The sequence below is a fragment of the Aeromonas sanarellii genome, assembly GCF_000820085.1.
GTDB classification, from domain to species: domain Bacteria; phylum Pseudomonadota; class Gammaproteobacteria; order Enterobacterales; family Aeromonadaceae; genus Aeromonas; species Aeromonas sanarellii.
In genome coordinates this window covers 89,237-112,402 of record NZ_CDBN01000007.1, presented here as the reverse complement: position 1 = coordinate 112,402, position 23,166 = coordinate 89,237, and the positions used below count along the sequence as shown (strand labels likewise).

The 23,166-nt window shown below is 61.3% G+C and carries 23 protein-coding genes, 1 tRNA gene and 1 riboswitch; of the genes, 10 read left to right on the top strand and 14 right to left on the bottom strand.

Annotation, left to right across the window (positions count from 1 at the left end):
• Window positions 1-385: 385 nt before the first annotated feature.
• Complete coding sequence (locus BN1132_RS01575; RefSeq protein ID WP_042074374.1) at window positions 386-1,270, bottom strand: LysR family transcriptional regulator; 885 nt, start codon at window positions 1,268-1,270, stop codon at window positions 386-388.
• Between the two features lie 200 nt (window positions 1,271-1,470).
• On the opposite strand from BN1132_RS01575, the gene BN1132_RS01570 reads away from it, so the two are divergent.
• On the top strand, window positions 1,471-2,544 hold the full coding sequence (locus BN1132_RS01570) for an alpha/beta hydrolase (protein WP_157005279.1): 1,074 nt from the start codon (window positions 1,471-1,473) through the stop codon (window positions 2,542-2,544).
• Between the two features lie 162 nt (window positions 2,545-2,706).
• Complete coding sequence (locus BN1132_RS01565; RefSeq protein ID WP_042074372.1) at window positions 2,707-3,057, top strand: cyclophilin-like fold protein; 351 nt, start codon at window positions 2,707-2,709, stop codon at window positions 3,055-3,057.
• A 296-nt stretch (window positions 3,058-3,353) separates the two neighbouring features.
• Here the strand turns inward: BN1132_RS01565 and BN1132_RS01560 are convergent.
• A tRNA-Ser gene (locus BN1132_RS01560) sits at window positions 3,354-3,443 on the bottom strand.
• A gap of 355 nt (window positions 3,444-3,798) precedes the next feature.
• Here BN1132_RS01560 and BN1132_RS01555 point away from each other — a divergent pair.
• Both BN1132_RS01555 and BN1132_RS01550 read left to right on the top strand, forming a co-directional pair.
• Entirely contained in the window at window positions 3,799-4,716 is a 918-nt protein-coding gene (locus BN1132_RS01555; protein WP_042074371.1) for a L,D-transpeptidase family protein, read from the top strand.
• A gap of 22 nt (window positions 4,717-4,738) precedes the next feature.
• The gene (locus tag BN1132_RS01550; RefSeq protein WP_042074369.1) at window positions 4,739-5,722 is read left to right on the top strand and encodes a DUF481 domain-containing protein; all 984 of its coding nucleotides are present in this window, start codon (window positions 4,739-4,741) and stop codon (window positions 5,720-5,722) included.
• Window positions 5,723-5,779: 57 nt separating this feature from the next.
• Here the strand turns inward: BN1132_RS01550 and BN1132_RS01545 are convergent, their stop codons facing one another.
• The 3 genes from BN1132_RS01545 to BN1132_RS01535 form a co-directional block, all read right to left on the bottom strand.
• Complete coding sequence (locus BN1132_RS01545; protein ID WP_042074368.1) at window positions 5,780-6,505, bottom strand: MaoC family dehydratase; 726 nt, start codon at window positions 6,503-6,505, stop codon at window positions 5,780-5,782.
• A gap of 242 nt (window positions 6,506-6,747) precedes the next feature.
• A complete protein-coding gene (rlmF, locus tag BN1132_RS01540) occupies window positions 6,748-7,701 on the bottom strand; it encodes a 23S rRNA (adenine(1618)-N(6))-methyltransferase RlmF (protein WP_042074367.1) in 954 nt (317 codons plus the stop codon).
• Between the two features lie 153 nt (window positions 7,702-7,854).
• Window positions 7,855-8,343 carry a C40 family peptidase gene (locus tag BN1132_RS01535; protein WP_042074365.1) on the bottom strand — a complete coding sequence of 163 codons (489 nt, stop codon included), beginning with the start codon at window positions 8,341-8,343 and terminating at the stop codon, window positions 7,855-7,857.
• A gap of 275 nt (window positions 8,344-8,618) precedes the next feature.
• Here BN1132_RS01535 and BN1132_RS01530 point away from each other — a divergent pair, with 275 nt between their 5' ends.
• Together BN1132_RS01530 and BN1132_RS01525 are read left to right on the top strand one after the other, a co-directional pair.
• Entirely contained in the window at window positions 8,619-9,341 is a 723-nt protein-coding gene (locus tag BN1132_RS01530; protein WP_042074364.1) for a 4'-phosphopantetheinyl transferase family protein, read from the top strand.
• Window positions 9,338-10,186 carry a tetratricopeptide repeat protein gene (locus BN1132_RS01525; RefSeq protein WP_042074363.1) on the top strand — a complete coding sequence of 283 codons (849 nt, stop codon included), beginning with the start codon at window positions 9,338-9,340 and terminating at the stop codon, window positions 10,184-10,186. Before BN1132_RS01530 ends, BN1132_RS01525 begins: the two co-directional genes overlap by 4 nt.
• Before the next feature lie 133 nt (window positions 10,187-10,319).
• Here the strand turns inward: BN1132_RS01525 and BN1132_RS01520 are convergent, their stop codons facing one another.
• Window positions 10,320-10,562: an Lpp/OprI family alanine-zipper lipoprotein gene (locus BN1132_RS01520; RefSeq protein WP_010634682.1), complete on the bottom strand. Its 243-nt coding sequence runs from the start codon at window positions 10,560-10,562 to the stop codon at window positions 10,320-10,322.
• Between the two features lie 225 nt (window positions 10,563-10,787).
• Window positions 10,788-11,441: a 3,4-dihydroxy-2-butanone-4-phosphate synthase gene (gene ribB / locus BN1132_RS01515; RefSeq protein WP_042074362.1), complete on the bottom strand. Its 654-nt coding sequence runs from the start codon at window positions 11,439-11,441 to the stop codon at window positions 10,788-10,790.
• Between the two features lie 104 nt (window positions 11,442-11,545).
• Window positions 11,546-11,703, bottom strand: a riboswitch (FMN riboswitch).
• 207 nt (window positions 11,704-11,910) lie between these two features.
• On the opposite strand from ribB, the gene purU reads away from it, so the two are divergent.
• A complete protein-coding gene (purU, locus tag BN1132_RS01510; RefSeq protein ID WP_042074361.1) occupies window positions 11,911-12,747 on the top strand; it encodes a formyltetrahydrofolate deformylase in 837 nt (278 codons plus the stop codon).
• 60 nt (window positions 12,748-12,807) lie between these two features.
• Here the strand turns inward: purU and BN1132_RS01505 are convergent, their stop codons facing one another.
• Entirely contained in the window at window positions 12,808-14,076 is a 1,269-nt protein-coding gene (locus tag BN1132_RS01505; RefSeq protein ID WP_042074359.1) for a DUF945 family protein, read from the bottom strand.
• Between the two features lie 107 nt (window positions 14,077-14,183).
• Entirely contained in the window at window positions 14,184-15,665 is a 1,482-nt protein-coding gene (gene cls / locus BN1132_RS01500) for a cardiolipin synthase (RefSeq protein WP_042074358.1), read from the bottom strand.
• A gap of 96 nt (window positions 15,666-15,761) precedes the next feature.
• Between cls and BN1132_RS01495 the strand changes: the two genes are divergently transcribed.
• Complete coding sequence (locus BN1132_RS01495; RefSeq protein ID WP_042074357.1) at window positions 15,762-16,304, top strand: YceB family lipoprotein; 543 nt, start codon at window positions 15,762-15,764, stop codon at window positions 16,302-16,304.
• A 4-nt stretch (window positions 16,305-16,308) separates the two neighbouring features.
• Here BN1132_RS01495 and BN1132_RS01490 read toward each other — a convergent pair whose 3' ends face one another.
• A complete protein-coding gene (locus BN1132_RS01490) occupies window positions 16,309-16,749 on the bottom strand; it encodes a GNAT family N-acetyltransferase (protein ID WP_408852720.1) in 441 nt (146 codons plus the stop codon).
• A gap of 334 nt (window positions 16,750-17,083) precedes the next feature.
• Between BN1132_RS01490 and BN1132_RS01485 the strand changes: the two genes are divergently transcribed.
• Window positions 17,084-17,824 (top strand): lytic transglycosylase domain-containing protein, encoded by a 741-nt coding sequence (locus BN1132_RS01485; protein ID WP_042074355.1) that lies wholly within the window; start codon window positions 17,084-17,086, stop codon window positions 17,822-17,824.
• Window positions 17,825-17,947: 123 nt separating this feature from the next.
• On the opposite strand, the gene aqpZ is transcribed toward BN1132_RS01485, so the two are convergent.
• From aqpZ to BN1132_RS01465, 4 genes are all read right to left on the bottom strand, one after another.
• Window positions 17,948-18,634 (bottom strand): aquaporin Z, encoded by a 687-nt coding sequence (aqpZ, locus tag BN1132_RS01480; protein WP_042074354.1) that lies wholly within the window; start codon window positions 18,632-18,634, stop codon window positions 17,948-17,950.
• 307 nt (window positions 18,635-18,941) lie between these two features.
• A complete protein-coding gene (ruvC, locus tag BN1132_RS01475; RefSeq protein ID WP_042074353.1) occupies window positions 18,942-19,463 on the bottom strand; it encodes a crossover junction endodeoxyribonuclease RuvC in 522 nt (173 codons plus the stop codon).
• 165 nt (window positions 19,464-19,628) lie between these two features.
• Entirely contained in the window at window positions 19,629-20,537 is a 909-nt protein-coding gene (locus BN1132_RS01470; RefSeq protein WP_042074352.1) for a Gfo/Idh/MocA family protein, read from the bottom strand.
• Between the two features lie 81 nt (window positions 20,538-20,618).
• Window positions 20,619-20,828: a hypothetical protein gene (locus tag BN1132_RS01465; RefSeq protein WP_042074350.1), complete on the bottom strand. Its 210-nt coding sequence runs from the start codon at window positions 20,826-20,828 to the stop codon at window positions 20,619-20,621.
• A gap of 532 nt (window positions 20,829-21,360) precedes the next feature.
• On the opposite strand from BN1132_RS01465, the gene BN1132_RS01460 reads away from it, so the two are divergent.
• On the top strand, window positions 21,361-23,124 hold the full coding sequence (locus BN1132_RS01460) for a YaaW family protein (RefSeq protein ID WP_042074349.1): 1,764 nt from the start codon (window positions 21,361-21,363) through the stop codon (window positions 23,122-23,124).
• The last annotated feature ends 42 nt before the right edge of the window (window positions 23,125-23,166 follow it).

Here is a 23,166-nt window from a genome sequence, read left to right as displayed (position 1 = left end):
TCATAGGGCAGGGGCAGGAAATGGATATCGCCCGTGAGAACAAGCCCTGGGAGTCACTCCGGGTCGCGGCTCCTGGCGTCTCGGACGGTCGACGGGCAGGCCTGCGCCGGCAGCCGCCTCGCTTGCCATTCGTTGCATCGCATCGGCGCTGACCACCATACCGGGATCGCGCTGAACTTGGCCTGAATCCTGTGCCCATCCAGGGGGCCAATCCGCCTCCTGACGCCTGTTTCCTCTGGTATCTACCCCGTGTCGCGCCGATGAGCGATGCCACCATCGGCGCCCGGCAGGCCGACATGCCCGAGTCCCCCCCCTGCAAACACGGTTGAGGCATCATGGCGTTCACCCAGTCGGCGCCACATGCCAAGGCCTCAGTCGTCTGTCTTTACAGTTTCAGCGTGTCGATGACGGCCCTCAGGGCTGGTGACACGTTGCGATGGGGGTAGTAAAGAAAGAGGCCATCCAGGCGGTGGCTGAAGCGCTGTAGCACCCGGATCAGGGTTCCGCGCTCCAACTCATCGGTGACCAGCTCCTCCGGCACATAGGCCAGCCCCAGCCCCCTTCTTGCCGCCGCCGCCTCCATGTAGCTGTCGGAGAAGACCCACTGCCCCCGGGGCCTGTGTCTGACGGGCTTGCCCTCCTGCCACAGCTCCCACGAATAGAGGCTGCCATCGGCAAACTGGTAGGCGATGCAGGGATGCCCCGCCAGATCGGCAGGTGCCTGCGGAAAACCGTACTGCAGAAGGTGATCCGGCGTCGCCACCATCACCATCTCCATGTCCGGGGTGATGCGCACGGCCACCATTCCCTCGTCCACCTCGCCCCCCAGCCGCACACCGGCATCGAAGCGCTCGTCGATGATGTTCACGAAGCGGTTCTCGCTGATGAGCTCCAGCCGAATGTCGGGATAACGTTGTCTGAAGAGGGCCAGCTTGGGCAGCAGCACCTTGTCGATGGCGTGCTGACTGGCGTTGATCCGCACCGTGCCTGACGGGGTGTCGCGAAAGTGGGCGAGCGTGGCCAGCCCCGCATCCAGGGCCTGAAAGCTGCCCTGCGTCGTGCGGTACAGCTGCTCGCCGGCCTGGGTCAGCGACAGGCTGCGGGTCGTGCGCACCAGCAGCTGAACCCCGAGCCTGGCTTCGAGCTCCCGGATGGTGCGGCTGACTCCCGACTGGGCCAGCCCCAGCCTGGCAGCCGCCCGGGTAAAACTGCCTTCCCGGGCAACCAGCATGAAGACGTGGAGATCGTTGTAATTCTCTCGGCTTGTCATCTGGTTCCACTCCCCTCTCTCAGCCCGCCATGGTCCGTTCAGGGCCCACTGCATGCCCAGATTAATAACAAATACGCATTAATGTTATCAAAAATCCCGGCCTAATCATCACGAAAGGTTCTAACTAGAATGCTGCCGTGGGTCACGCCACCACCTCCCTGATGCCAGGGATCGGGAATCTGTTTTCAAGGAGCCTTGCCATGAATGTTCTTCCCAAGAAACTGAGCACCATCGCGTCCGCCCTGTTGCTGGGCACCGCATTGACCGGAGCATCCGCCATGAGCCACGCACAAACCACCGACCCTGCCGAGCCCGTCTCCATGGTGACACTGTGGGACAAGACCTTTGCCCAGAGCGACAAGGTCGATCATCGCAAGGTGACCTTCAAGAACCGCTACGGCCTCACCCTGGTCGCCGACCTCTACCTGCCGAAGAACCGGGGCAACGCCAAGCTGGCGGCCATTGCCGTGAGCGGCCCCTTCGGCGCGGTGAAGGAGCAATCGAGCGGCCTCTATGCCCAGACCCTGGCCGAGCAAGGTTTCATCACCCTGGCGTTTGACCCCTCCTTTACCGGCGAGAGCGGCGGCCAACCGCGGGATGTGGCCTCGCCTGACATCAACACCGAGGATTTCAGCGCCGCCGTCGATTTCCTCGGCCTGCAAAAGGAAGTCGACCGCAACCGCATCGGCATCATAGGCATCTGTGGTTGGGGCGGCATGGCCCTCAATGCGACCGCTGTGGACAAGCGGGTCAAGGCCGTGGTTGCCAGTACCATGTACGACATGACCCGCGTCATGTCCAGGGGCTACAACGACAGCATGACCCTTGCGCAACGAACCAAGATACTGGAGCAACTGAGCCAGCAGCGTTGGCAGGATGCGGCAAACGGCGCGCCAGCCTACCAAGCCGCTTACAACACGCTCAAGGGGGGCGAGGCGCAGTTTCTGGTGGACTATCACGACTACTACATGACCAAGCGCGGCTATCACGCGAGGGCGGTCAACTCCGGTCACGCATGGACACAGACCACCCCCCTCTCGTTTATGAATATGCCGCTCTTGAGTTACATCAAGGAGATCTCGCCACGTCCGCTGCTGCTGATCCACGGCGAGAAGGCCCATTCGCGCTACTTCAGCGAGACGGCTTACGCGGCAGCCAATGAGCCCAAGGAGCTGTACATCGTCAAAGGTGCCAGCCACGTCGATCTCTACGATCGGGTGGACCAGATCCCATTTGACAGGATTGAACAGTTCTTCAAGACCAACCTGAAGTGAGTGCCGAAAACACGGCGGCCCCGTTTCGCCGTGTTTTCTCATCGATGACGGCACCGTGCCCATGTCGGGAGACGAATGATGATCAGAGGCAAGTTCCCCTGTGCGACAGCCCTGCTCCTGGCGGTCACCTGCGCATCGGCCGCCAACCGGAGTACAAGAGAGATGAACATCAAGATCACCATCGCCGGCCAGATCATCACGGCCACCCTGGAAGAGAGTGACAGCGCCCGGGACTTTTTCGCCATGCTCCCCCTGACATTGCCGTTCGAGGACTATGCCGAGACCGAAAAGATTGCCTATCTATCGCGCCAATTGACCACCCAGGGTGCTCCCAAGGGCATGGACCCGGACGTGGGGGATATCAGCTATTACGCCCCCTGGGGCAATCTGGCGATCTTCTATCGGGACTTTGGCTATTCAACCGGGCTCATCAAGCTGGGACGCATTGAATCGGGTCTGGATGCCTTGACCACCCTGCCCTCTGGCACCCTCATCATCGACGCCGTCAAATGACGCGCCCCCCCTTCAACATCAGGTCGTGAAATAAAGGCGTGTCGAAACCGCTCTAGGGGGGGCACTCGAATGCCTACGGCCGGGTCACGAACGATGACTCGCTCTTTCAGCCGCCTTGCGGCTGTTTTTTGTCTCGGTCAGAGGGTGGAGGGGCAAACTCGGAGGGGGCATGTGCAGGCAACCAGCACGGGCAGACTCACCGGGCCAAGGCCGGCACCACGCCATGCAGGAGGGCAGCACCACGACAGGTGCAGAAACAAAAAACCCAACCTGTTGTACAGATTGGGTTTGATGAATGGCGGAGAGACAGGGATTCGAACCCTGGGTGGCATTGCTGCCACAATTGATTTCGAGTCAATCCCGTTCGGCCACTCCGGCATCTCTCCGCGGGCCCTCATATTGACTCAACCCCGGCTGGGAAATCAACGTAAATCTCGTTGCAGATCAGACGACTGGCGATAAAACCGCCATCTCGCGACCCCGTGCGCGCCTCGGATGCCTCCAAGGCTTAACGGCGAGCCAGCCCAGCCATGCCAGAAGCTGTCACCAGGCGGGACGGGGGCATAATGACCCCTTTCCCGGCGACGAGGGGCCTTTGTGCCGAAAACCGGCTCAACCTGCCGCCATCCAGGCAGGAAGGACCTGGGCTGACGCTGGTAATCCCCGAACGATTGGTTGACAATCGCTGCTCATTTTTTGGGAGGGACGCGCATCCCTCACCCACAGTCGATAGGAAAAACCATGTTGCACACACGTATCGTCTCACTGCTGCTGGCCGCCGCCAGCCTCTGGGCCGCGCCGGTCTGGTCCAAAACCTATCCCCTGCCGCCAGCCAACAGCCGTCTCATCGGCGAGCTGGAGGACTACATAGTACAACCGGGCGATCATCTGGAGCTGGTTGGCAAGCATACCCAGATCGGCTTTCTGGCGCTGCTCGAGGCCAATCCTGGTGTCGATCCCTATCTGCCCACCCCAGGTACCCGGCTGACCCTGCCCACCCAGATGCTGCTGCCCGACGTGCCGCGGGAGGGCATCGTCATCAACCTGCCGGAGCTGCGGCTCTATTACTTCCCCAAGGACAAGGCGGAGGTGATGGTGCTGCCCATCGGCATCGGGGACATCGGGCGCGAGACGCCGGAGATGACCACCACCGTCATCGCGAAAAACCCGAACCCGACCTGGGTACCCGGCCCCATGGTGCGCAAGTCCTGGCTGGAGCAGAAGGGCATCGACCTGCCCGCCGTGGTCCCCCCCGGCCCGGACAATCCCCTCGGCAAGTTCGCCATGCGCCTCGGCTATGGCAACAGGGACTACCTCATTCACGGCACCAACAAGGACTTCGGGGTCGGCCTGCGAGTCAGCGCCGGCTGCATCCGGCTGCGCCCGGACGACATCGAGACCCTGTTCGGCCTGGTCCCCGTCGGCACCCAGGTGCGGGTGATCAATCAGCCGGTCAAGATGGCGGTGGAACCCGATGGCCGCCGCTGGCTGGAGGTCCACTCCCCCCTCTCCCGCACCGAAGCGGAGATGGCCGACGGTGCGCCTCTGGTGCTCTCCCCCGAGGCCGAGCAATTCATCGCCGACCCTGAGATAGACAATGCCAGGGTGACGGCCCTGCTCGACAGCCGGAACGGCCTGCCGGCGCCCGTGAGCGGCTGAGGCCAGGGCGATGATGAACAGGATGCGATACGCACTTTGCCTGCTGCTTCTGCTGCCGGGCTCCGCCGCCATGGCCGACATCCTCTGGATGCACAACGGCGATCGCCTGACCGGGACCATAGAGGAGATCACGGACGAGCAGATCCGCATCAAGCCCGCCTACAGCCAGGCCATGACTGTCCAGCGTCAGGCCATCAAGCGCTGGCGCCTGGACAAGCAGGAGAAGCCCAGGCCCCTGACCAAGACGGGGATCCCCCTGCTGGATTCCCCTGACGACGCCCATGCCTGGCTGCTGACCGGGACCGGAGATCTGAACATCAAGTTGAAAGAGAGCGACAAGAAGACCAACAACGTCAATCTCAAGGTCTCCACCGAGCTTGCCAATCTGGACTGGCGTTACAGCCTGGATGGCGAATACATCTACGAGACGGCGAACAACATCACCGACAGCCACGAATACAAGCTCAAGCCCAAGCTCGACTTCTTCTTCGACGACCACTGGTTCCTGCGCTCCTCCGTCGACATCGATTACAACATGATAGAGGCGGGCTATCTGGAAATAGACTATGCCTCTGGCCCGGGATACCGCTTCTGGAATGACAACAAGCGCCGTATGGAACTTATCAGCCAACTCGGCCTGGAGCGGGCCTACTTCAGGCCGGAGGTGTGGAGCAATTCGGACCTGTTTGACGAGAGGATCATCAATTATCCCTTCGTCAACCTGGGCTGGGACTACCGGCACCCCTTCTCCCTGTGGGAGGAGAAGCTGGAGCTGTTCAGCAAGGGGAGCTACGAGAAGTTCATCGATCAACCCTCCCCCTACCTGACCAGGAAACAGTCCATCAGCGGCAGCCTGGGGCTCAGGTACTACTTCAACGACCACCTGCGTCTCTCCTGGTCCAGCGAGCTGGACTGGGACGATGCCTGGCTCGACTACCACGACGTCCAGCTGGACTTGAGCGAGAAGGAGTGGCGCCACCTCATCACCCTGGGCGCGAGCTTCTAGCCCGGAAACGACGCAGGCCCACCGAAGTGGGCCTGCGTTCATCGCCACGAGTGGGCGTCAGAAGTAGATCCGGGTCACCGACTCGATGACGCAGCCAGGGCGGCGGATCCCTTCGATCTCTATCTTGATCTCCTTGAGCAGCTCTATCCCGCCCTTGATGGGAGTGACGCGCGACAGCCTGGTGCGCGCACGGATGTTGCTGTCCACCTTGATGGGATAGGGAAAGCGAACCTGCTCCAGGCCGAAGTTCACCACCATGCGGGCGGTCGGGAACTCAGGGGTCGCCTCATCCACCGAACCGGTCAGCTGCGGCAGCAGGGCCAGGGTCAGGAAGCCGTGGGCTATGGTGGTCTTGAACGGCGACTCGGCCGCCGCGCGCTCGGGATCGGTGTGGATCCATTGATGATCACCGGTCACGGCCGCGAACTGATCGATCAGCCCCTGGGTAATAGACAGCCACTCGCCGACGTGGGTCTCCTCCCCGATGCGGGTCTGCAGCGCCGCATAGAGTGCGGCGGCTTCCCCCTCGAGTTCGACGACGGGATCCTGCGTCATGGCAGGCTGGCCGTTCGCCACCTGCGACACCCTGGCGGAGTCCTGCTGCCGGGCGTTCTGGGACTCCCCCTGCAGATCCAGCACTCGCCCCAGCAAGGGGTGAAGGTGTGCCTTTTGCTGAAACTCACGCCAGTAGTCGCGGATAGCCGGGGAGAGCCAATCCTTGAGCTCAAAGGGGTGTTGCGCCAGGATTTCGCGCTTGTGCTTCAGAAAATCGACAACTTTCATTTACCGATCCCTATTCGATTAACAGCCTGTAAAGAGGTCTAACCAGTCCCATTTTATGAAAGTTTCATCCGCAAGTACAAAAAAATCTCGGCGTACAACTGTACCAGGCGCGGGAGTGGTCACTAACATGCGGGGGAAAACGGGCAGGAAAACGATTGAGATAAGGGTCGCAAACGAGAAAATATCGGGGCCGAAAAAGGGGAAACAGGCGGGGCCCTTGCCATCGCAACGCCCCGCCGCCGTTACCGCCCGCGGGCAGACCACCAGGCGGTGCGGTGCTCCTCGTCCAGGAAACTCCAGGCCAGGATCCGGCTCACCTTGTTGCCCTGCGCCATGTCGATCACCCGAACCTCCCGTGCCCCCGCCCGGGTCAGCGCCTTGCGGGCGGCCGGCAGGTTCTCCTTCTTCGAGACCAGCGAGCTGAACCAGAGGCATTGGGCGGCAAACTCCCGGCTCTGCTCTATCATGGCCGCCAGAAACGCCGCCTCGCCCCCCTCGTACCAGAGCTCGGCCTTCTGACCGCCGAAGTTGAGCACGGGGGCCCCGGTCACCGCCTCGCCCTGACCCTTGCCCAGGTTGCGCAGCTTGCGCTCCGTCCCCTTGCTCGCCTCCGCCAGCGAGGCGTGGAACGGCGAGTTGCACAGGGTCAGGGCGAAGTGCTCCTTCGGCTCCAGGATGCCGCGAAAGATATGTCCGGGGTTGCCCTGATGACGGCACGCGATCTGGCTGCCCAGGCCATTGCTCGCGGCCAGCAGGGCCGCCGCCTTGACCGACACGGGATCGATGTCGGACCCCACGAAACGCCAGCCATACTCACGGGCCCCCAGCAGGGGATAGATGCAGTTGGCCCCGACGCCTATGTCCAGCACCCTCACCCCCTTGCCGGTCGGCACCTTGCCGGCACTCTCCGCCAGCAGATCCGCCACCCGGTGCAGGTAATCGACCCGGCCCGGAATGGGCGGACAGAGGTAGCCCGGCGGCAGATCCCAATGCGCAATGCCGTAGTGCAGCGCAAGCAGCGCCCTGTTCAGCGCCTTGACGGCGGCCGGATCGGCGAAATCCAGGGTCCGGGTGCCGTGTTCGTTGATGAACACGAAGGGCAGCAGCTCGGGGGTGCGCTGACAGAGCGCATCGAAGTCGTAGGGGGCCTGATGGCGGTTGCGCGGGTGCAATCCGGATTTGTGCTGGGGCTTCATGCTGGACCTGCCGAGGATCAAGGGGGCCACACTATAGAGAGTCGGCCAGGGAAAGTCTAAACGAGGGTCATAAAAAAAACCGGGCCCTTCGGGGCCCGGTTCAAGTGAGGTTGGAAAAACAGTCCGTACTGCGAGCCGTTTGTCCAGCCTGACTCAGATATCGATCCGGCGTGCCTGCCAGAACTTGCTGCGCCAGTAAGAGCTGTCGAGCTTGGAGCGCGTCACCCCGGCGCGGGTGGAGGCATGGATGAATTCGCCGTTGCCGACATAGATGCCGACGTGATTGAGACGGGGATTGATTTTGAAGAAGACCAGATCCCCTTCGACCAGCTCCTGTTTGGAGACCCGGGTCCCCTCGTGTACCTGGGAGCGGGTATCGCGGGGCAATTCGATGCCGACGGCGTTGCGGAACACTTCACGGGCGAAGGCGGAGCAATCGATGCCTCGCTGGCTGCTGCCCCCCATGCGGTAAGGAACGCCACGCCACTCTTTGTATACGGTCAGGATTTCGTTGACATCAGGGGTGGTTGAAACTTCGGGTTCAATCACGGGCTCCATCATGGAAACCTCGATCTTGCTCGCGACCTCGGGTTGGGGTGCCGAGGCACAACCCACCATTCCGAGCGCGACCAGCAGTAGCATCAGGTGGCGCAATCCTTTATCCCCGCAAAAGAGTGAAACTTGTTAAAATGCAGCCCGAGAGGGCAATTTATAAGGCAACAGCACCCGACTATATCCAAGAATTCTATCGAGGCAAGCGAAAATCCCAATCGATCTCACATTTTTGCAAGGAAATGCTCTGTTTAGCGCAATTTATGTGATCATGACCAAACAATATACAATCTGGGAAGTACCGGTTTTGCCCTCGTCAAACCGACTGTTATCGCTACTTCGCCCCCATTTTTAAGTGAAATATTATGCTCTCTGCGGATCTCTATTTGTTAAATACGGCGTGTGTCGATGCAGGGCAGTGGCTCAGTCTGCCGTCCGAGCTCTCCCCACAGGAACAGGGCCACTGGCACGAGATCCGTCAGCCCGGCCGCCAGCGGGAATACCTGCTCGGCCGGGTGCTGCTGCGCCGTCTGCTGGCAGAGCGACTCCACTGCCCGCCCGATGCGCTGGCATTTTCCATCGGCGAGCATGGCAAGCCCGCACTGCGCAGCCACTCCTGGCAGTTCAACCTGAGTCACAGCGGGGAGTGGCTGGTGCTCGCCCTCTGTCGGGAGGGGCCCCTCGGCGTGGACATCGAGATGGGGTTGCGCCGCCGGCCCGTACTGCCGCTGGCTGAGCGCTTCTATGCCCCGGGCGAACACAGGTGGCTGTGCAGCTTGCCGCCACAGGAGCAGGCGTCCGCCTTCTACCGGCTGTGGGCACGCAAGGAGGCGGTGCTCAAGGCCCATGGCGCCGGCATTGCCGCCGGACTGGACAAGATCTGTTTCATCCCGGCGCAGGGATGGCGGCTGGAGAATCGCCTCGATGCCCGCAACTATGAAGTGAGCGACTGGCGGGTCGGCAACGGCTGGCTCAGCCTCGCCGCCCCGACCCGCCAGGTCAGCGCCCATCTGCTGGATGCGCGCTTGAAATCCACCCCGTTGGACCCCATGTTGATCCACACCATTTTCCGAGAGTCAGCCTCATGATCGTCGACATCACTCCCCAGAATTTTCACGCCGAACTGATCGATGCATCCCTGAAGAAGCCGGTCGTCATCTATTTCCATGCGCCGCAGATGCCGGAATGCCAGGGCATGACCCCCCTGGTGGAAGCCCTGGTCGGCCCGGCCAATCCCGGCGTAACCCTGGCCAAGGTCGACATGAACGATCCCCAGCTGCAGCCGCTGGCCAGCCAGCTTGCCCTGCGTGCCTTGCCGGCGCTGGTGCTGTTCCATCAGGGGCGCCCGGACGAACAGGCCATCCTCGAAGGTCCGCAGGATGAAGCCACCCTGCGCCAGTACTTCGCCGCCTTTGCCCCCAAGGAAGAAGAGCTGCTGCTCGAACAGGCAAAGCAGGCACTGGCCGCGGAGCAGGCCGATGTGGCGCACAGTCATCTGAGCAAGGCCCATCGCCTCGCCCCCGAGCGCCACGACATCAGCCTCTGGCTGGCACAGGCCGCGCTGGATCTGAACCTGCTGGATGAAGCCCAGTCCCTGCTCGCCGCCATCCCCATGGTGGCGCAGGACGATCACTATCAGACCCTGAGCTCCCGCCTCTCCCTCGCGCAGCAGGCCAGCGACAGTCCGGAGCTGCGCGCACTGGAGCTGCGTCACGCCGAACAGCCGGACGACGCTGCCATCACCCAGGAGCTGGCGGTGCTCTACAGCCAGGTTGGTCGCCAGGAGGAGGCCCTGGCCTTGCTGTTTACTATCCTCAAGCGGGATCTGGCCTTTGGGGATGCCAAGAAGATCTACCTCGACGTGCTGGCCACCATGGGCGCACACCCGGCGGCACAGAATTACCGCCGCAAGCTCTACAGCCTGCTCTATTGATCGAATGGGAAATCAGGACGGGGAATGCCGATCAGTCGGCATTGCCTTGTTCAGGCGGAGTGAAACGCGGGGGAATAACCAAATTTCAGGCAAAAAAAATGGCGCATTGAAATGCGCCATTTTTTCGCATGGATTACTTCTTGTAGGAAGTAGCCATGTTGTCGATGCGCTGGTTAGCACGCATAGCTTCTTGCTTGGCTTCTGCAACATCAGCAGCGATCTTGGACTGATCAGCACGAACAGCGCTAACATCTTGAGCCAGTTGGTCAACTTTGTTAGACAGATTCTGAACGGAAGTTTCCAGTTCGCTGGTGTTTGCACAACCGCCCAGCAGAGCGGACAGACCAACAACACCTACCAACAACATTTTTTTCATTTTTAAAAGCTCCCTTTAACTCGCCAGACGTTTAGCAAGCGGCGTGATTATGGCACAAAAAAATCATAGTTTGGATAGGCCCCATCACAGATAAATGCGTTAAAACCCTCATTTTTTTTTAGTTGCACACTTTATGCGCAAACTTTAAGCAAAAATAAGTGTCCCTGGATGAGGTTCGTGCAAAGCGTAACCAAATTTTCGGCTTATTACAATTTCGTATGAGGCTCAGGCCGAACGCTCTGACAGCAATTGACGATATTGCACCAGATCCTCGATGGTCAGCACCGGCATCCGATGCTGACGACCGAAGGCCACCAGGTCGGGCAGTCTGGCCATGGAGCCATCCTCCTTGGTCAGCTCGCACAGCACCCCGTAGGGCTTGAGACCGGCGAGTTGCATCAGATCGACCGTGGCTTCGGTGTGACCGCGCCGGGTCAGCACGCCACCCGTGCGGGCGCGCAGCGGGAAGACGTGGCCAGGGCGATGCAGGTCGGATGGTCTGGCACCGTCTGCAATGGCCGCGCGGATAGTGGTGATGCGGTCGGCGGCGGACACCCCGGTGGTCACCCCCTGCGCCGCTTCTATGGTCACGGTGAAGGCGGTCTGGTAGTGGCTGGAGTTCGCCTCCACCATCATGGGCAGTTCGAGCTGGCGGACCCGCTCATCGGTCAGACAGAGGCAGACGATGCCGGAGCACTCGCGGATCATCATGGCCATCTGTTCGTTGGTCATGGATTCTGCGGCGAAGATGAGGTCACCCTCATTTTCCCGATCTTCGTCGTCGGCCACCAGCACACCCTGGCCGACACGCAGTGCGGCCAGCGCGGCCTCGACGCGAGCAATGGGATCACCGAATTCACTGAGCAGAGACTGATTCATGGTAAGACTCCTAAAAAAGACAAGGACCAGAATCAGGGCATGGAAAGGCAGACAGAGGCAGGCATGCGGCGGCCAACCCATGGGGGGCTCGCCAGCATTATCTGTCTTATCCTCTTTCATCCGGACTATGACCGTCGGCTCCGGCATCTCACCGGATCTGCTGACCCCGAACCGGTCCAAGACCGGGTCGGGCGCTCGCGGGCTCCCCGAGTCACATCGGGATACCGCCGGTGGGGAATTTCACCCCGCCCTGAGAATAAGCGCAGACAGCCTAAAGAAAAAAGGCGCAGGATGCCAGCCCAAAACCCATCAAAGACCAAGGGGCACAGGTGGCGAACCGGCCCACCCACCTGCCACTCCGATGCACGGCGCGCTGTCCTTTCTGATTTTGTTTGTGGCATAGTGCCAGCAAAAACGTGCAGCCCGCGCAGACTCGGGCGCCAACAACACAAACGGAATCATGACAGAGATGGAAAAGAAAATATTGCTGACCGATTGCCCCGACGCCAAGGGGCTCATCGCCAAGATCACCAACATCTGCTACAAGCACCAGCTCAACATCAACAAGAACGACGAATTCGTGGACCACGAAAACGGCCGCTTCTTCATGCGTACCGAGCTGGAAGGACGCTTCAACGACGAGACCCTGCTGGCGGATCTCGACGACGCCCTGCCGGCGGGTGCCCAGCGCCGCCTGGTCAAGGCGGGCAAGAAGCGCATCGTCATCCTGGTGACCAAGGAGACCCACTGCCTGGGCGACATCCTGATGAAGAACTATGCCGGCGCCCTGGACATGGACATAGTGGCGGTGATCGGCAACTACGACACCCTCGCCGAGCTGACGGGCAAGTTCGACATCCCCTTCCACTGCGTGAGCCACGAGGATCTCAGCCGTACCGAGCACGAAGAGCAGGTGCGCACCCTCATCGACGGCTACCAGCCGGATTACGTGATCCTCGCCAAGTACATGCGGGTGCTCACCCCGAGCTTCGTGGCGGCCTATCCCCGCAAGATCCTCAACATCCACCACTCCTTCCTGCCCGCCTTCATCGGCGCCCGCCCCTATCGCCAGGCCTTCGATCGCGGGGTCAAGCTGATCGGCGCCACCGCCCACTTCGTCACCGACGATCTGGATGAGGGCCCCATCGTCGAGCAGGACGTGATCCACGTCGACCACACTTTCAGCGCCGACGACATGGCCAAGGCTGGCCGCGACGTGGAGAAGTCCGTGCTGAGCCGCGCCCTGGAGCTGGTACTGAACGAACGGGTGTTCGTCTACGGCAACAAGACGGTGGTGTTCAAGTAAGCCGCCGCCAGGCATCCAGAAAAAAGGCTCCCGAGGGAGCCTTTTTTCATCGCGCGGCACTCATGGCTGCAGCGGCAGACCGTTGACGGTGAGCTGCCCCTTGTCGAGCTTGAGCTCGGCCTGGAGCTGCGCCTGCTCCGCCTTCAGATACCCCAGGGCGGTGAACTGCGCCAGCATGGGGGCCAGCTGGGGAACCGCCTGACCCAGCTTGTCACCCAGGTGGGCATGGAGCAGCCCCGACAGGGCCTGCATCCCCTCCTCGCTACCCATCAGCTGTGCCAGGGTCGTTGACGCCAGCCTGGCCTCCCCTTGCAGGCTGACGGGTTCACCGTTGAGCCGGGCGCTGAAATCCGTCAGCTGCAGCGTAACGCCCCGCTGGAGCATCTTGTCCAGCGCCTCCTGGATGGCCGACTCATCCACCCGCTGACCGCTCACCTCCTGCAGTGTCTGATACCCCTCCAGATCCAGCCCGTTGAGCGCCAGGTCCAGGTTGCCTTCGGTCAGCGCCAGGCTGTCCTCCTCGCTCTCCAGATTGAGGGTTTCCACCTTCATCTGGTAACGGCTGGAGAGGGTCTGGGCGTCGTCCCCCGCCAGCTGGGTGGCCGTGGAGAGCCCCTGCAGGGAGAGCCTGATGTTCCCCGGCTGCGTCAGGGTGAAGGCGGACAGGGTCGCATCGCTGCGGGGGGAGAGCCAGAGGCCGCTGATCTCGGCCATGTCGGCACTGCCCTTGAGATCGGCCAGGGCCAGATCCATCTTGCTCTGCGCATCGTGGACCGTCATGCCCAGCCACTGGACCGTCATGTGGCCGTTGCCGTCGAGATCCCCGCGATAGTCGCCGCTCAGGGGCAGGAAGTTGAACTCGTTCATCCCCTCTCTGACCTTGAAGTCACCGACCCAGAAACGGGAGCTGTTGCTCATGGTCCAGAGGCTGCTGGCCGACTCCGCTCCCAGCTGCCACTGCTGCATGCCAAGGGAGCTGAATATCGGCGCCAGGGTGCCCTGTGCGGTATCCAGCAGCAGGTGGCTCTTGATATAGAGCGGCAGCATGCGGCTGTTGAACGCGAACTGCATCTCGATGGGCTCGCTCCCCGCCAGCTGGGGGTCCAGGCTCGCCAGCGTCTCTGGCGGCACCACCACCTTGAGCATGCCGTCACGGGCGAACAGGTGCTCCGTGGTAGGGTGCCAGGTGATCTCGATCCCGCTCTCCTGCTGCGCCCTGGCGATCTGTTCGGCCAGGATCCGGTCGAACGTATTGCCCGTGTACCAGCAGGCGCCAAGCCCCCCGACCACCAATACGGCCCCAACGGCCAAGGCCACTTTTTTCTTCATCTGTTCTGTTTCTCCACATTATTCGATGGCGGGTGCATGGGCGCACTCTACGGGGAGGATGGGAGGCCACGCAAGCCGGATGAGGCCGCCGGGTCCACGCTCCATTGTCACAGCAGGGGGCTGAACAGGTAGAAGATGTTCTCAAGCAATTTTTTGTACCAGGGCCTCGCACGCCACCTGGTCAGGGACATGGGGGTCGCCTCCAGCATGTAGCCCTGCACCAGTTGGTTCATCTCGGCGACAAACACCGGGTTGTCGATGAGCAGGGTGATTTCGAAATTGAGCCAGAGGCTGCGTCTGTCCAGGTTGACCGTGCCCACCAGAGCGAAGTCATCGTCCACCAGCACGCTCTTGGTGTGCAGCAGGCCGGCGTCGTAGCGGTAGATCTCGACTCCGGCCGCCAGCAGATCCTCCATGAAGGAGTTGCTGGCGTGGTTGGCCATCAGGGAGTCGTTGCGCGCCGGCAACACCAGTTGCACCAGCACGCCCCGGGCCGCCGCCGAGGAGAGCGCGGCCGCCAACGGGTCATCGGGCACGAAATAGGGGGTGGTCAGCACCAGATGGTGGCGGGCCTGATAGATGGCCAGCAGCAGGCTCTGCTGGATGCAGTCCCCCCCGACGAAGGGGCCTGAGGGGATGAGCTGGGCCCGGTAGTTGGTTTGCGGCCAGGCCTCGGGCTCGTGCTGCAGGCTGTCGAGCAGGCGCTCGCCGGTCTCCATCTCCCAGTCCCAGACGAAGGTGGACCACATCAGCGGCACCACGGGCCCCTGCACCCGGATCATGATGTCGACCCACTGGCCGACCCCGGCATCCTGCTTGAAGAAACGTGGATCCACCATGTTCATGGAGCCGGTGTAACCGACCCTGTCGTCGATCACCACCAGCTTGCGGTGCATGCGCAAGTCCTGGCGCTGGAAGGGGATGCGCCAGGCGCCGACCGGCAGCACCTCCACCACCTTGACGCCGGCCGCGCCCAGGGTGTTCGGCCAATGGGAGCGGAAGAAGGTCTTGCTGCCGACGGAATCGAGCAACACACGACAATCCACGCCGCGTGCCGCCACCTCCATCAACGCCTCGCACACCGCGTCCACATCCCCGCCGGGATGCCAGATATAGAACTCCAGGTAGCAGGATTGGGAGGAGCCCCGGATGTCGCGCACTATCTCCTGGATGATGGTGTCGGGCTTGTGCAGCAGCGTCATCCGGTTGCCGGAGAGCATGGGCATGGCCAGCCGGCCCTGGATCAGATCATGGAGCGGACGGGCCTTGCTCCCCACCTCGCAGCAGTGCTGCGGGAAGAGGCGAGCCAGCTGGCGGATCCAGATGGCGTAAGGGCGGTACATGGCCTGGGCGCGCTCCGCCCGCTTGCGGCCGAGCCGGATCTCGCCGAACAGCACATAGAAGCCGACCCCGGCGAAGGGGATGGCATAGATGAGGGCCAGCCAGGCCAGCGACACCCCGATGGGACGCCGCTTCATCACCACCCGCAGGGAGATCCCCGCCACGATCACGGTGTGAAACAGCAGCAACAACCAGCCGAGAAAGCGGGAAAACAGCAACTGAATGTCGTATTCCAGACCGTCGAGCAAGGCGACTCCTTGGTGTGTTGAACAAGTGGCATGGGCAGATCCCACAAGGCCGGAATGGTATGCTGTAGGACAAACCCATTCTATCAGGTCGTTAGCATGATCCTGCAATCTATGCTGCTGAGTCTGGCCATGCTAGGTCAAGGCTCATATGACATCAATGAGCAGCAGATAAATCAGTACCTGCAATCCCAGGTGCAAGTGGACAAACAGCTGGAACTGCCCGGCATTATCAAGGCCCATGTGAAGCTTGAGCAGAGCGATGTGCAGATCGGCCGCCAGAGCCCGGACACCGCCAGGGTGTTTGGCAAGGGCAAGCTGAAGATAGCGCTGCCGGACCAGACCGAGTACGACGCCCTGCTGAACATGACCTATGAGGCGAGGCCCCGCTACGACAAGGCCCAGAGCGCGCTCTTTCTCGACAACATGAAGCTCGTCGACTACAAGCTGGAGCCGGCGGCGGCCGAGCAGAAGTTCGGTTTCATGTTGCGCATGCTGCTGCAGAGCATGGAGAAGCGGCTGGAGACCCAGCCCGTCTACAGGCTCGACGACAAGGATCCCAATCAGGCCTGGCTCAAGGAGAATCTGCTGGGGCTGGAGCTGTCACCGGGCAAGATCCACCTGCTGACCAAGCCACAGTGACGCCTCAGTTGAAGACGGGAGCCCTCGCCTGACGCACCAGCAGCTCGATCTGGTAACCCTGTTCGCGCTGCTGGTGGTAGAGGGCATGAAGCGGCCCGTCGAGTTCGTGCAGGGGAAGGTGGTCGAAGCCGGCCTTGAGGTAGAAGGGCTTCTCGAAGGGCAGGGCATGGCAGATCACGGGCTTGTCCAGCAGACCGCGGCAGGCATGCTGCAACAGCCGGGAGCCCAGGCCCAGGGACTGGTAATGGGGCAGCAGCCGGAAACCGCACAGATGGTAGTACTCCTGCTCGTCGCGCAGACGCACAGCCCCCACCAGCCAATGGGCGTCGCGCACCACGAAGATCCGCTCGGCCAGGTCCGGCACATAGTGGGAAAAAGTCGTTTCGTAATAGTCCCTGATCAGGGAAAGATCCGCATCACAGTACTCTTCGAATCTGAGCTCCATCGCCCGCCTGCTTGTCATACCCATGTCGCTCTGGCCACCCCGCCCTCTCCTGACCCATCATCCGGCCCCACGAAGAGATCTGACCAGAGTGGAGCCACAGCAAGATAACACGGCTTTAACTTACAATAAAGCCAATAGCCTGATGGAAAAGACGACGCTGTGGGCACGATGCCGTGCCGGACATCGGCCACCCCCCTGCCCTTTGCAGCCATCCGGCCCCCTCTTTCCTGAACTTTTCCTGCGACGCTCCGCCGGCGGACTTGTTCTGTCCCGCTCCGGATGCTTTACTCAACGTGGCTAACGAGGCTTAAGGAGCAAGCCGTTGAAAGCATGGATGTTGCTGGGCATGATCCCGCTGTTTTCCCACCTTGCCTGGGGCCAGATGCCACCACCGGCCGAGGTGGTGATCCTGACGCCGGAGTCGATAGCCCCGGCTCCCAAGCCCCAGACAGTGGCCGCCGCCACGGCCCCCCTCTCCTCGCCGCCTCCCGGGTCCGCCACGCCCGCCAGCCGCCAGATCCAGGTCTACAAGTCGGTGCAGAAGAACGGGGTCATCCGCTACTCCGACATGATGCCGGAGCAGGGCCACTACGAGTTGCTGCTGTTCAACGACTGCTATGCCTGCGATCCCGCCTCCAAGGTCAACTGGCGCACCACAGGCCTCTTCCTCTATGACTACGCCAGCACCATCAAGGCGGCAGCCAAGGCGTATCAGGTAGAGCCCGCCCTCATTCGGGCGCTGATCCACGCCGAATCCGCCTTCAACCCCCTGGCGGTCTCCCGCAAGGGGGCCATGGGGCTGACCCAGCTGATGCCCGCCACCGCCCGCGAGCTGGGGGTCGGCAACGCCCTGATGGCGGAGCAGAACATCTTCGGCGGGGTGAAGTACCTGGCGGGGCTGCTCAAGCAGTACGACGGCAACGTCGCCCTGGCCACCGCGGCCTACAACGCAGGGGCCGGCGCGGTACAAAAGCATGGCGGCATCCCGCCCTACGCCGAGACCCGTGCCTATGTGGAGCGAGTCAAACTGCTGCATCAGCGCTACAAGGAGATGCTGAGCGCCCGGGGTCTGTAACCCCCTCCCTCTTTCAGCCGGCTGAACAATACTGCGGGCCCTTGGTGGCCCGTTTTCGTGCCCGCCAGAAACAAAAAAACACGCCCGGGGGCGTGTCGATACCACACGTTGTTTAGCAACACATCACTCTTTCGTGGCGATCACACGATAGGCCAATGCACCCAGAATGGCACCGACGATGGGGGCAACCCAGAACAGCCAGAGCTGGCCGATGGCCCAGTCACCCACGAACAGCGCCACACCCGTGCTGCGCGCCGGGTTGACCGAGGTGTTGGTCACCGGAATGCTGATGAGGTGAATGAGGGTCAGGCACAGGCCGATGGCGATGGGCGCGAACCCGGCCGGGGCACGGCTGTCGGTGGCGCCCATGATGACGAACAGGAAGAAGCCGGTCATCACCACTTCACACACCAGGGCCGCCAGCAGGCTGTAGCCGCCGGGGGAGTGCTCGCCATAACCGTTGGAGGCAAAACCGGCGCTCACATCAAAACCCGCTTGCCCGCTGGCAATGACATAGAGCACGCCACCCGCCGCGATCCCGCCAAGCACCTGAGCCACTATGTAGGGCAGCACGTTGGAGGCCGGGAAACGACCACCGGCCCAGAGCCCGACGGTCACGGCCGGGTTCAGGTGGCAGCCGGAGATATGACCGATGGCATAGGCCATGGTCAGCACGGTCAGGCCGAATGCCAGGGCCACGCCCAGCAGGCCGATCCCCACGTTCGGAAACGCGGCGGCCAGCACGGCGCTGCCGCAGCCCCCCAGCACCAGCCAGAAGGTCCCCATAAATTCAGCAGCAAAAGGTTTCACTCTTGTCTCTCCCCATGATGACTAACACAGGAGCCAGGAAAGGCTCATACGAACACTGTTATTAAACAGGCGCCATATTATGGGAGTGTGGCGGCACAAGGCGAAGCCGGCCCGCACCGGGGGGAATGTGTGATCTTAATCACAAGTTGTTGATTAGGTAGAAAGAACCAGTCCCGCCCCATGGGGCTTTCTCATGGGAGTCCCCTGAGGAGGTGCGACAAATCGTGACTCAATCAGCGCTTTTGCCAACAGGCGCCGACATCTGGCTCACCCTTCTCTCGCACTCTGCCAAGGCGGAGCACCGGGCTCAGCGATAACGTCCGCGCACCGAGCCGCTGGCCTGGCCCGCCATCCGGATCAGGCTCTGGCGGGTATGGAAGTGGCAGAGCGCCACCCCGAGGGCGTCCGCCGCATCCGCCTGGGGGGTGGCCGAGAGCTTGAGCAGGTGCATCACCATGTGCTGCACCTGCTCCTTGCCCGCGCCGCCGGTGCCCACCACCGCCTGCTTGATCTGGGTCGCCGAGTACTCGCTCACCGGCAAGCTGGCATTGACCGCCGCAACTATGGCGCTGCCACGGGCCTGGCCGAGCTTGAGCGCCGAATCCGCGTTGCGGGCCATGAAGACCCGCTCGATGGCAAACTCGTCCGGCTTGAACTGGGTGATGATCTCGCTCACCCCGTCGTAAACCTGCTTGAGGCGGGACGGCAGCTCGCCCAGATCGGTACGGATGCAGCCCGACCCCAGGTACTGCGCCTTGCCGGAGACGATGCGGATGACGCCGTAACCGGTGATCCGGGAGCCGGGGTCGATCCCCAAGATAATGCTCATGAGACTCTGCTGTGTTGAAGGCTGTTCATGGCGGCCAAGATAGCAAACTCGCCCCCGCTTGGCTCGCGCGGCAGCGCCCAGGTCGCCTGACTGCGCAGGGATGCGCCATCTTGTACAGTGGTCTGCAGCTTCTCTGGCCAGTTATGCCGGCCGGTTGCGACGGGGTCACTCCCCCGCCAGGGCCACCAGTCGTTCCGCCAGCCGGTGGCCGTGCAGATAGCTCTCAATCAACGCCCCGTCGGCCCGACCCAGCTCAACCTGCCCATACCAGTGATCGAGCATCGCCACGAAACCCCGGCTCGCCAGCACCGGCTGCCAGTCGTCCGGTGCCAGGGTCTGCACGGCCTTGTCCCGCGCGCACGTGCCCCGGGTGCAGTTCTCGATATGCAGGGAGAGGTTGTCGCCATAGGCGTCGATGCGCTCCTCCGTGATGCCGGCGCTGCGGTTCATGCTGCCGCTCACCGCCACCTGCCCGCTCTGCCAGGCCACGCTCGCGCTCACCAGCATGTCCGGATCCTGCGCACTGCGCCGCAGCACGGCATGAAGATCCCCGTCCGGCACGCCGCCGTAGAAGCAGAGGCTGTCGAGCACATGGATAAAGTCGTCGAACAGGAACTGGCGTGGCGCCCCAGGCAGATAGTGTCTGTGCTTCTGCCAGTGAAGCTCGGTGAGCGGCTGGGCACGGGCGGCGCCCATGGCGGGCAGATAGCGGCGGTTGAAACCCACAAAGAGCGGGCAGCCCTTCGCGATGGCGAGATTGGCGAGCGCCTCCGCCTCGGCGTAATCAAAGCAGAGCGGCTTGTCCACAAAGGTGGGGATGCCTGCCCGCAGACATTGCTCGGCCAACGCGAAGTGCACCGAGGTGGCGGCGTGGATCATCACCGCATCCGGGCGGCTAGCCAGCAACGCCTCCACCTCGGTAAAGCACTCGGATATCCGGTACTGGCGGGCCAGCTTAGCCAATACAGCTGGGCTCCGGGTACAGAGCAGCGGGGTGACTCGCTCGTCGCTCGCGAGCAGCGGCAGATAAGCCTTCTGGGCGATATCGCCAAGACCTACGAGGGCAATGCGCATGGGGACTCCTTGTGATGGATGGGATGCAGACAGAGTAATATCCGGCGCTTTCTATTCGGGTTCTTTCGCCAGTTCTTTGGCCTACTCCCTGGCATCGAGCCACTTGCCGATTCGGGCACCCAGCTCGGAGCAGATCATGGCACTGATCATGGCCCCGATCATCCGGTTCATATCCGAGATCTCTGTTGATTCGAGGAGCAGGGGCGCAATCAGGTTAAAGGCAATGAGCCCCATCACCAGTCCAAGCCCGCTGCCAATCTTCTCTCTTCTGGATTTGGCTTTCACCGCCATCTATTGCTCCTGTGCAAGGGAGCCGGCCATTCAGCCCCTCCCCTTATCCATAAGGCTGATCAAGATAGCAAAGCCGCACCAGCTTGCCCGCCTTTATCGCACCTGCTTAAGCTCTTTGATGATACGGCTCAAAAAACGATGATTTTCTGATGGTTGCATCACTTCTGAGCTCGCATGAGCTGATTCGTTTGGCTTAGTCTACCCATCAGTGCCTGTTGAACCACGATGGATACCCTGCCGGTCAATGGCTGTAATCCACGGGCGGTAGCGTGTTTTTTTGTAATTCGTAGATTGGTGCGGAGCTTGCGAAGTCCAACATCAGTGATGGGATAGATAAACCGTAATTGGGCCACTGATATTGCTTCTGGTACGGAATAAGGGAATAGCCACCTGATAAACATTGGATGGTTCGGTAACATTGGCGTCGCGCTAAACGTTGAGCTTCGCTCTGCCCAGTCACAACCTCCACAAACGGAGGTCGGCGCTAAGCCTGTAAAGCCCAACATACGAGATCGGGCCATGAGGAAATTGAATGAGAACAAAGATCAAGGACATCGCCAAGGGGGACCTGTACGCCCTTCTGTCCGCCTGCACCAAGGAAGACTTGGATCCTCTAGTGATCTGCATCACCGAAAAGCTCTCAAACCTACTGGACATCAACGAAGACTACAAGCGACACAGTCCCGACCACACCAAGTACCACCGGTTCATCGCAGACGAAATTCGACTGTTCGGCGGGAATACGATCCGGAACCTGATGCGCGGCGGAGAAGGGCCCTCTTATGACGAGGTGGTCCTCGACGTCTGCAAGAAACTCGACGTTCCGTGCCGCGATGGCGAGACAGTCAGGAACGAGAGTAACCTGCTGACCATCTTCCTAGACCGACAGTGGAAAGCGCTTAGTGAGGAGGAGCGAGAGATACTCATCGCGGAGGCTCGTGCCGATGCAGCCAAAGGAACCAATATCAATGCGAAAAACGTCATCCGGGAAGGCGGCACTCTGCTGATGGCACGGTTGGCTCTCGGCCCAATAGGGTGGGGTGTGTCGGTCTTCAGCATCGCAGATCCCGCCTTCTCAGTGACGGTTCCTTGCGTCCTACACATCGCGTACCTGCGCAAGAAGTACCTGGAGGTCACAAGCCCGGCTCGGGTGCATCAGACTGTTGCTAATACGGCACCTGCAGTCCGGTCTCTGGTTCGTTCGGACGCGCTCGTCATCGGGACGTCTGAAGAAGTCCCGGTGCTGTCGCTAGCGCGCATCCCGAAGCCGAAGGTGGTTGAATGGAACCCTGTTGACAGTGACGATGGCATTAGCAGGCTCAATTCTCTCCTCCAGGGAGTACCAAGCCTAGCGACGGCTGGCGAGGTCGCGACAGGTAAATATATGGAGGTCGTGATCAACGGGCCGCTACTGAAGGCCAAGGGGCAGGATGGCTACAGGCTCATAACAATGATCGATGGTAAGCCCAGTCACGGCACCCTGATGGATCCCAACAAACTTTCCACAATCGTAAACGCATCGGCCTTGCTCCAGGTGGCATCGGTGGTAGTTGCACAGAAACATTTGGCGGACATCAGCAGGAAGCTCTCCGAGATAAAAATGAGCGTCGACAGGATCCTTGATTTTCAGAAGAACGAGCGCTGCTCTGTTATAAAGGGCGCTACTCGCTACTTCGAGCAGGTGGCACAGGCAGTCCTCTCTGGTGAGCTATCCGAAAGCGTTCGGAGCCAGATTGAGCACCATGAAGCCCAACTGATCCAGGTCCAAGAGCACCTTATGGCCGACATCCGACACGAGAACCTGGCAATCCTGAACGTGAAAGACGAGACTATGTTCGGGTCGAAGGGCATGGAAGATGCTATCCGCGGGCACCAGAATCTCCTGAATGACCTGTACCAGCAGTTGCTGCTCTGCATTCGAGCAAGAGCTTGCGGTTTGCAGCTCCTGGCCGCCTATCCAGGTGAGGACCGCCTGAAGGAGACCAGGAAGCGGAGCATCGAGGAGGCCATAGAGGAGCTGGTGGAAGGCGGCGATCTGCTTTCCAGCACCGACGCATTCATGCGACGGAAGGTGAAGTCTATGTCGGCGCTCTGGAACAAGAACCTCACCGTGAACGAACGTAAGCTCTCGCTCTTGGAATGGAACGACCGGCTGGTGGCTGAAGTCTCACAATGCAAAGAACAGATCGCCAGGGATCTGCGGGCTGTGGAAGCAGTCATTGCCAAGCAACTCCAACCTGTGACTATGTTGGTGAAGATCGAGAATGAGCAGATCGTGGCCACTTGCCCGGTGTAGTCAGCCGTATCAATGGTACATATACTGCCCGCCTATAGTTGA

What these genes read in the sequence shown, in the direction of transcription:
- BN1132_RS01575 (WP_042074374.1), bottom strand. Translation starts at nt 1,270, where the DNA reads ATGACAAGCCGAGAGAATTACAACGATCTCCACGTCTTCATGCTGGTT.
- BN1132_RS01570 (WP_157005279.1), top strand. Translation starts at nt 1,471, where the DNA reads ATGAATGTTCTTCCCAAGAAACTGAGCACCATCGCGTCCGCCCTGTTG.
- BN1132_RS01565 (WP_042074372.1), top strand. Translation starts at nt 2,707, where the DNA reads ATGAACATCAAGATCACCATCGCCGGCCAGATCATCACGGCCACCCTG.
- BN1132_RS01555 (WP_042074371.1), top strand. Translation starts at nt 3,799, where the DNA reads ATGTTGCACACACGTATCGTCTCACTGCTGCTGGCCGCCGCCAGCCTC.
- BN1132_RS01550 (WP_042074369.1), top strand. Translation starts at nt 4,739, where the DNA reads ATGCGATACGCACTTTGCCTGCTGCTTCTGCTGCCGGGCTCCGCCGCC.
- BN1132_RS01545 (WP_042074368.1), bottom strand. Translation starts at nt 6,505, where the DNA reads ATGAAAGTTGTCGATTTTCTGAAGCACAAGCGCGAAATCCTGGCGCAA.
- rlmF (WP_042074367.1), bottom strand. Translation starts at nt 7,701, where the DNA reads ATGAAGCCCCAGCACAAATCCGGATTGCACCCGCGCAACCGCCATCAG.
- BN1132_RS01535 (WP_042074365.1), bottom strand. Translation starts at nt 8,343, where the DNA reads ATGCTACTGCTGGTCGCGCTCGGAATGGTGGGTTGTGCCTCGGCACCC.
- BN1132_RS01530 (WP_042074364.1), top strand. Translation starts at nt 8,619, where the DNA reads ATGCTCTCTGCGGATCTCTATTTGTTAAATACGGCGTGTGTCGATGCA.
- BN1132_RS01525 (WP_042074363.1), top strand. Translation starts at nt 9,338, where the DNA reads ATGATCGTCGACATCACTCCCCAGAATTTTCACGCCGAACTGATCGAT.
- BN1132_RS01520 (WP_010634682.1), bottom strand. Translation starts at nt 10,562, where the DNA reads ATGAAAAAAATGTTGTTGGTAGGTGTTGTTGGTCTGTCCGCTCTGCTG.
- ribB (WP_042074362.1), bottom strand. Translation starts at nt 11,441, where the DNA reads ATGAATCAGTCTCTGCTCAGTGAATTCGGTGATCCCATTGCTCGCGTC.
- purU (WP_042074361.1), top strand. Translation starts at nt 11,911, where the DNA reads ATGGAAAAGAAAATATTGCTGACCGATTGCCCCGACGCCAAGGGGCTC.
- BN1132_RS01505 (WP_042074359.1), bottom strand. Translation starts at nt 14,076, where the DNA reads ATGAAGAAAAAAGTGGCCTTGGCCGTTGGGGCCGTATTGGTGGTCGGG.
- BN1132_RS01495 (WP_042074357.1), top strand. Translation starts at nt 15,762, where the DNA reads ATGATCCTGCAATCTATGCTGCTGAGTCTGGCCATGCTAGGTCAAGGC.
- BN1132_RS01490 (WP_408852720.1), bottom strand. Translation starts at nt 16,749, where the DNA reads ATGGAGCTCAGATTCGAAGAGTACTGTGATGCGGATCTTTCCCTGATC.
- BN1132_RS01485 (WP_042074355.1), top strand. Translation starts at nt 17,084, where the DNA reads ATGTTGCTGGGCATGATCCCGCTGTTTTCCCACCTTGCCTGGGGCCAG.
- ruvC (WP_042074353.1), bottom strand. Translation starts at nt 19,463, where the DNA reads ATGAGCATTATCTTGGGGATCGACCCCGGCTCCCGGATCACCGGTTAC.
- BN1132_RS01470 (WP_042074352.1), bottom strand. Translation starts at nt 20,537, where the DNA reads ATGCGCATTGCCCTCGTAGGTCTTGGCGATATCGCCCAGAAGGCTTAT.
- BN1132_RS01465 (WP_042074350.1), bottom strand. Translation starts at nt 20,828, where the DNA reads ATGGCGGTGAAAGCCAAATCCAGAAGAGAGAAGATTGGCAGCGGGCTT.
- BN1132_RS01460 (WP_042074349.1), top strand. Translation starts at nt 21,361, where the DNA reads ATGAGAACAAAGATCAAGGACATCGCCAAGGGGGACCTGTACGCCCTT.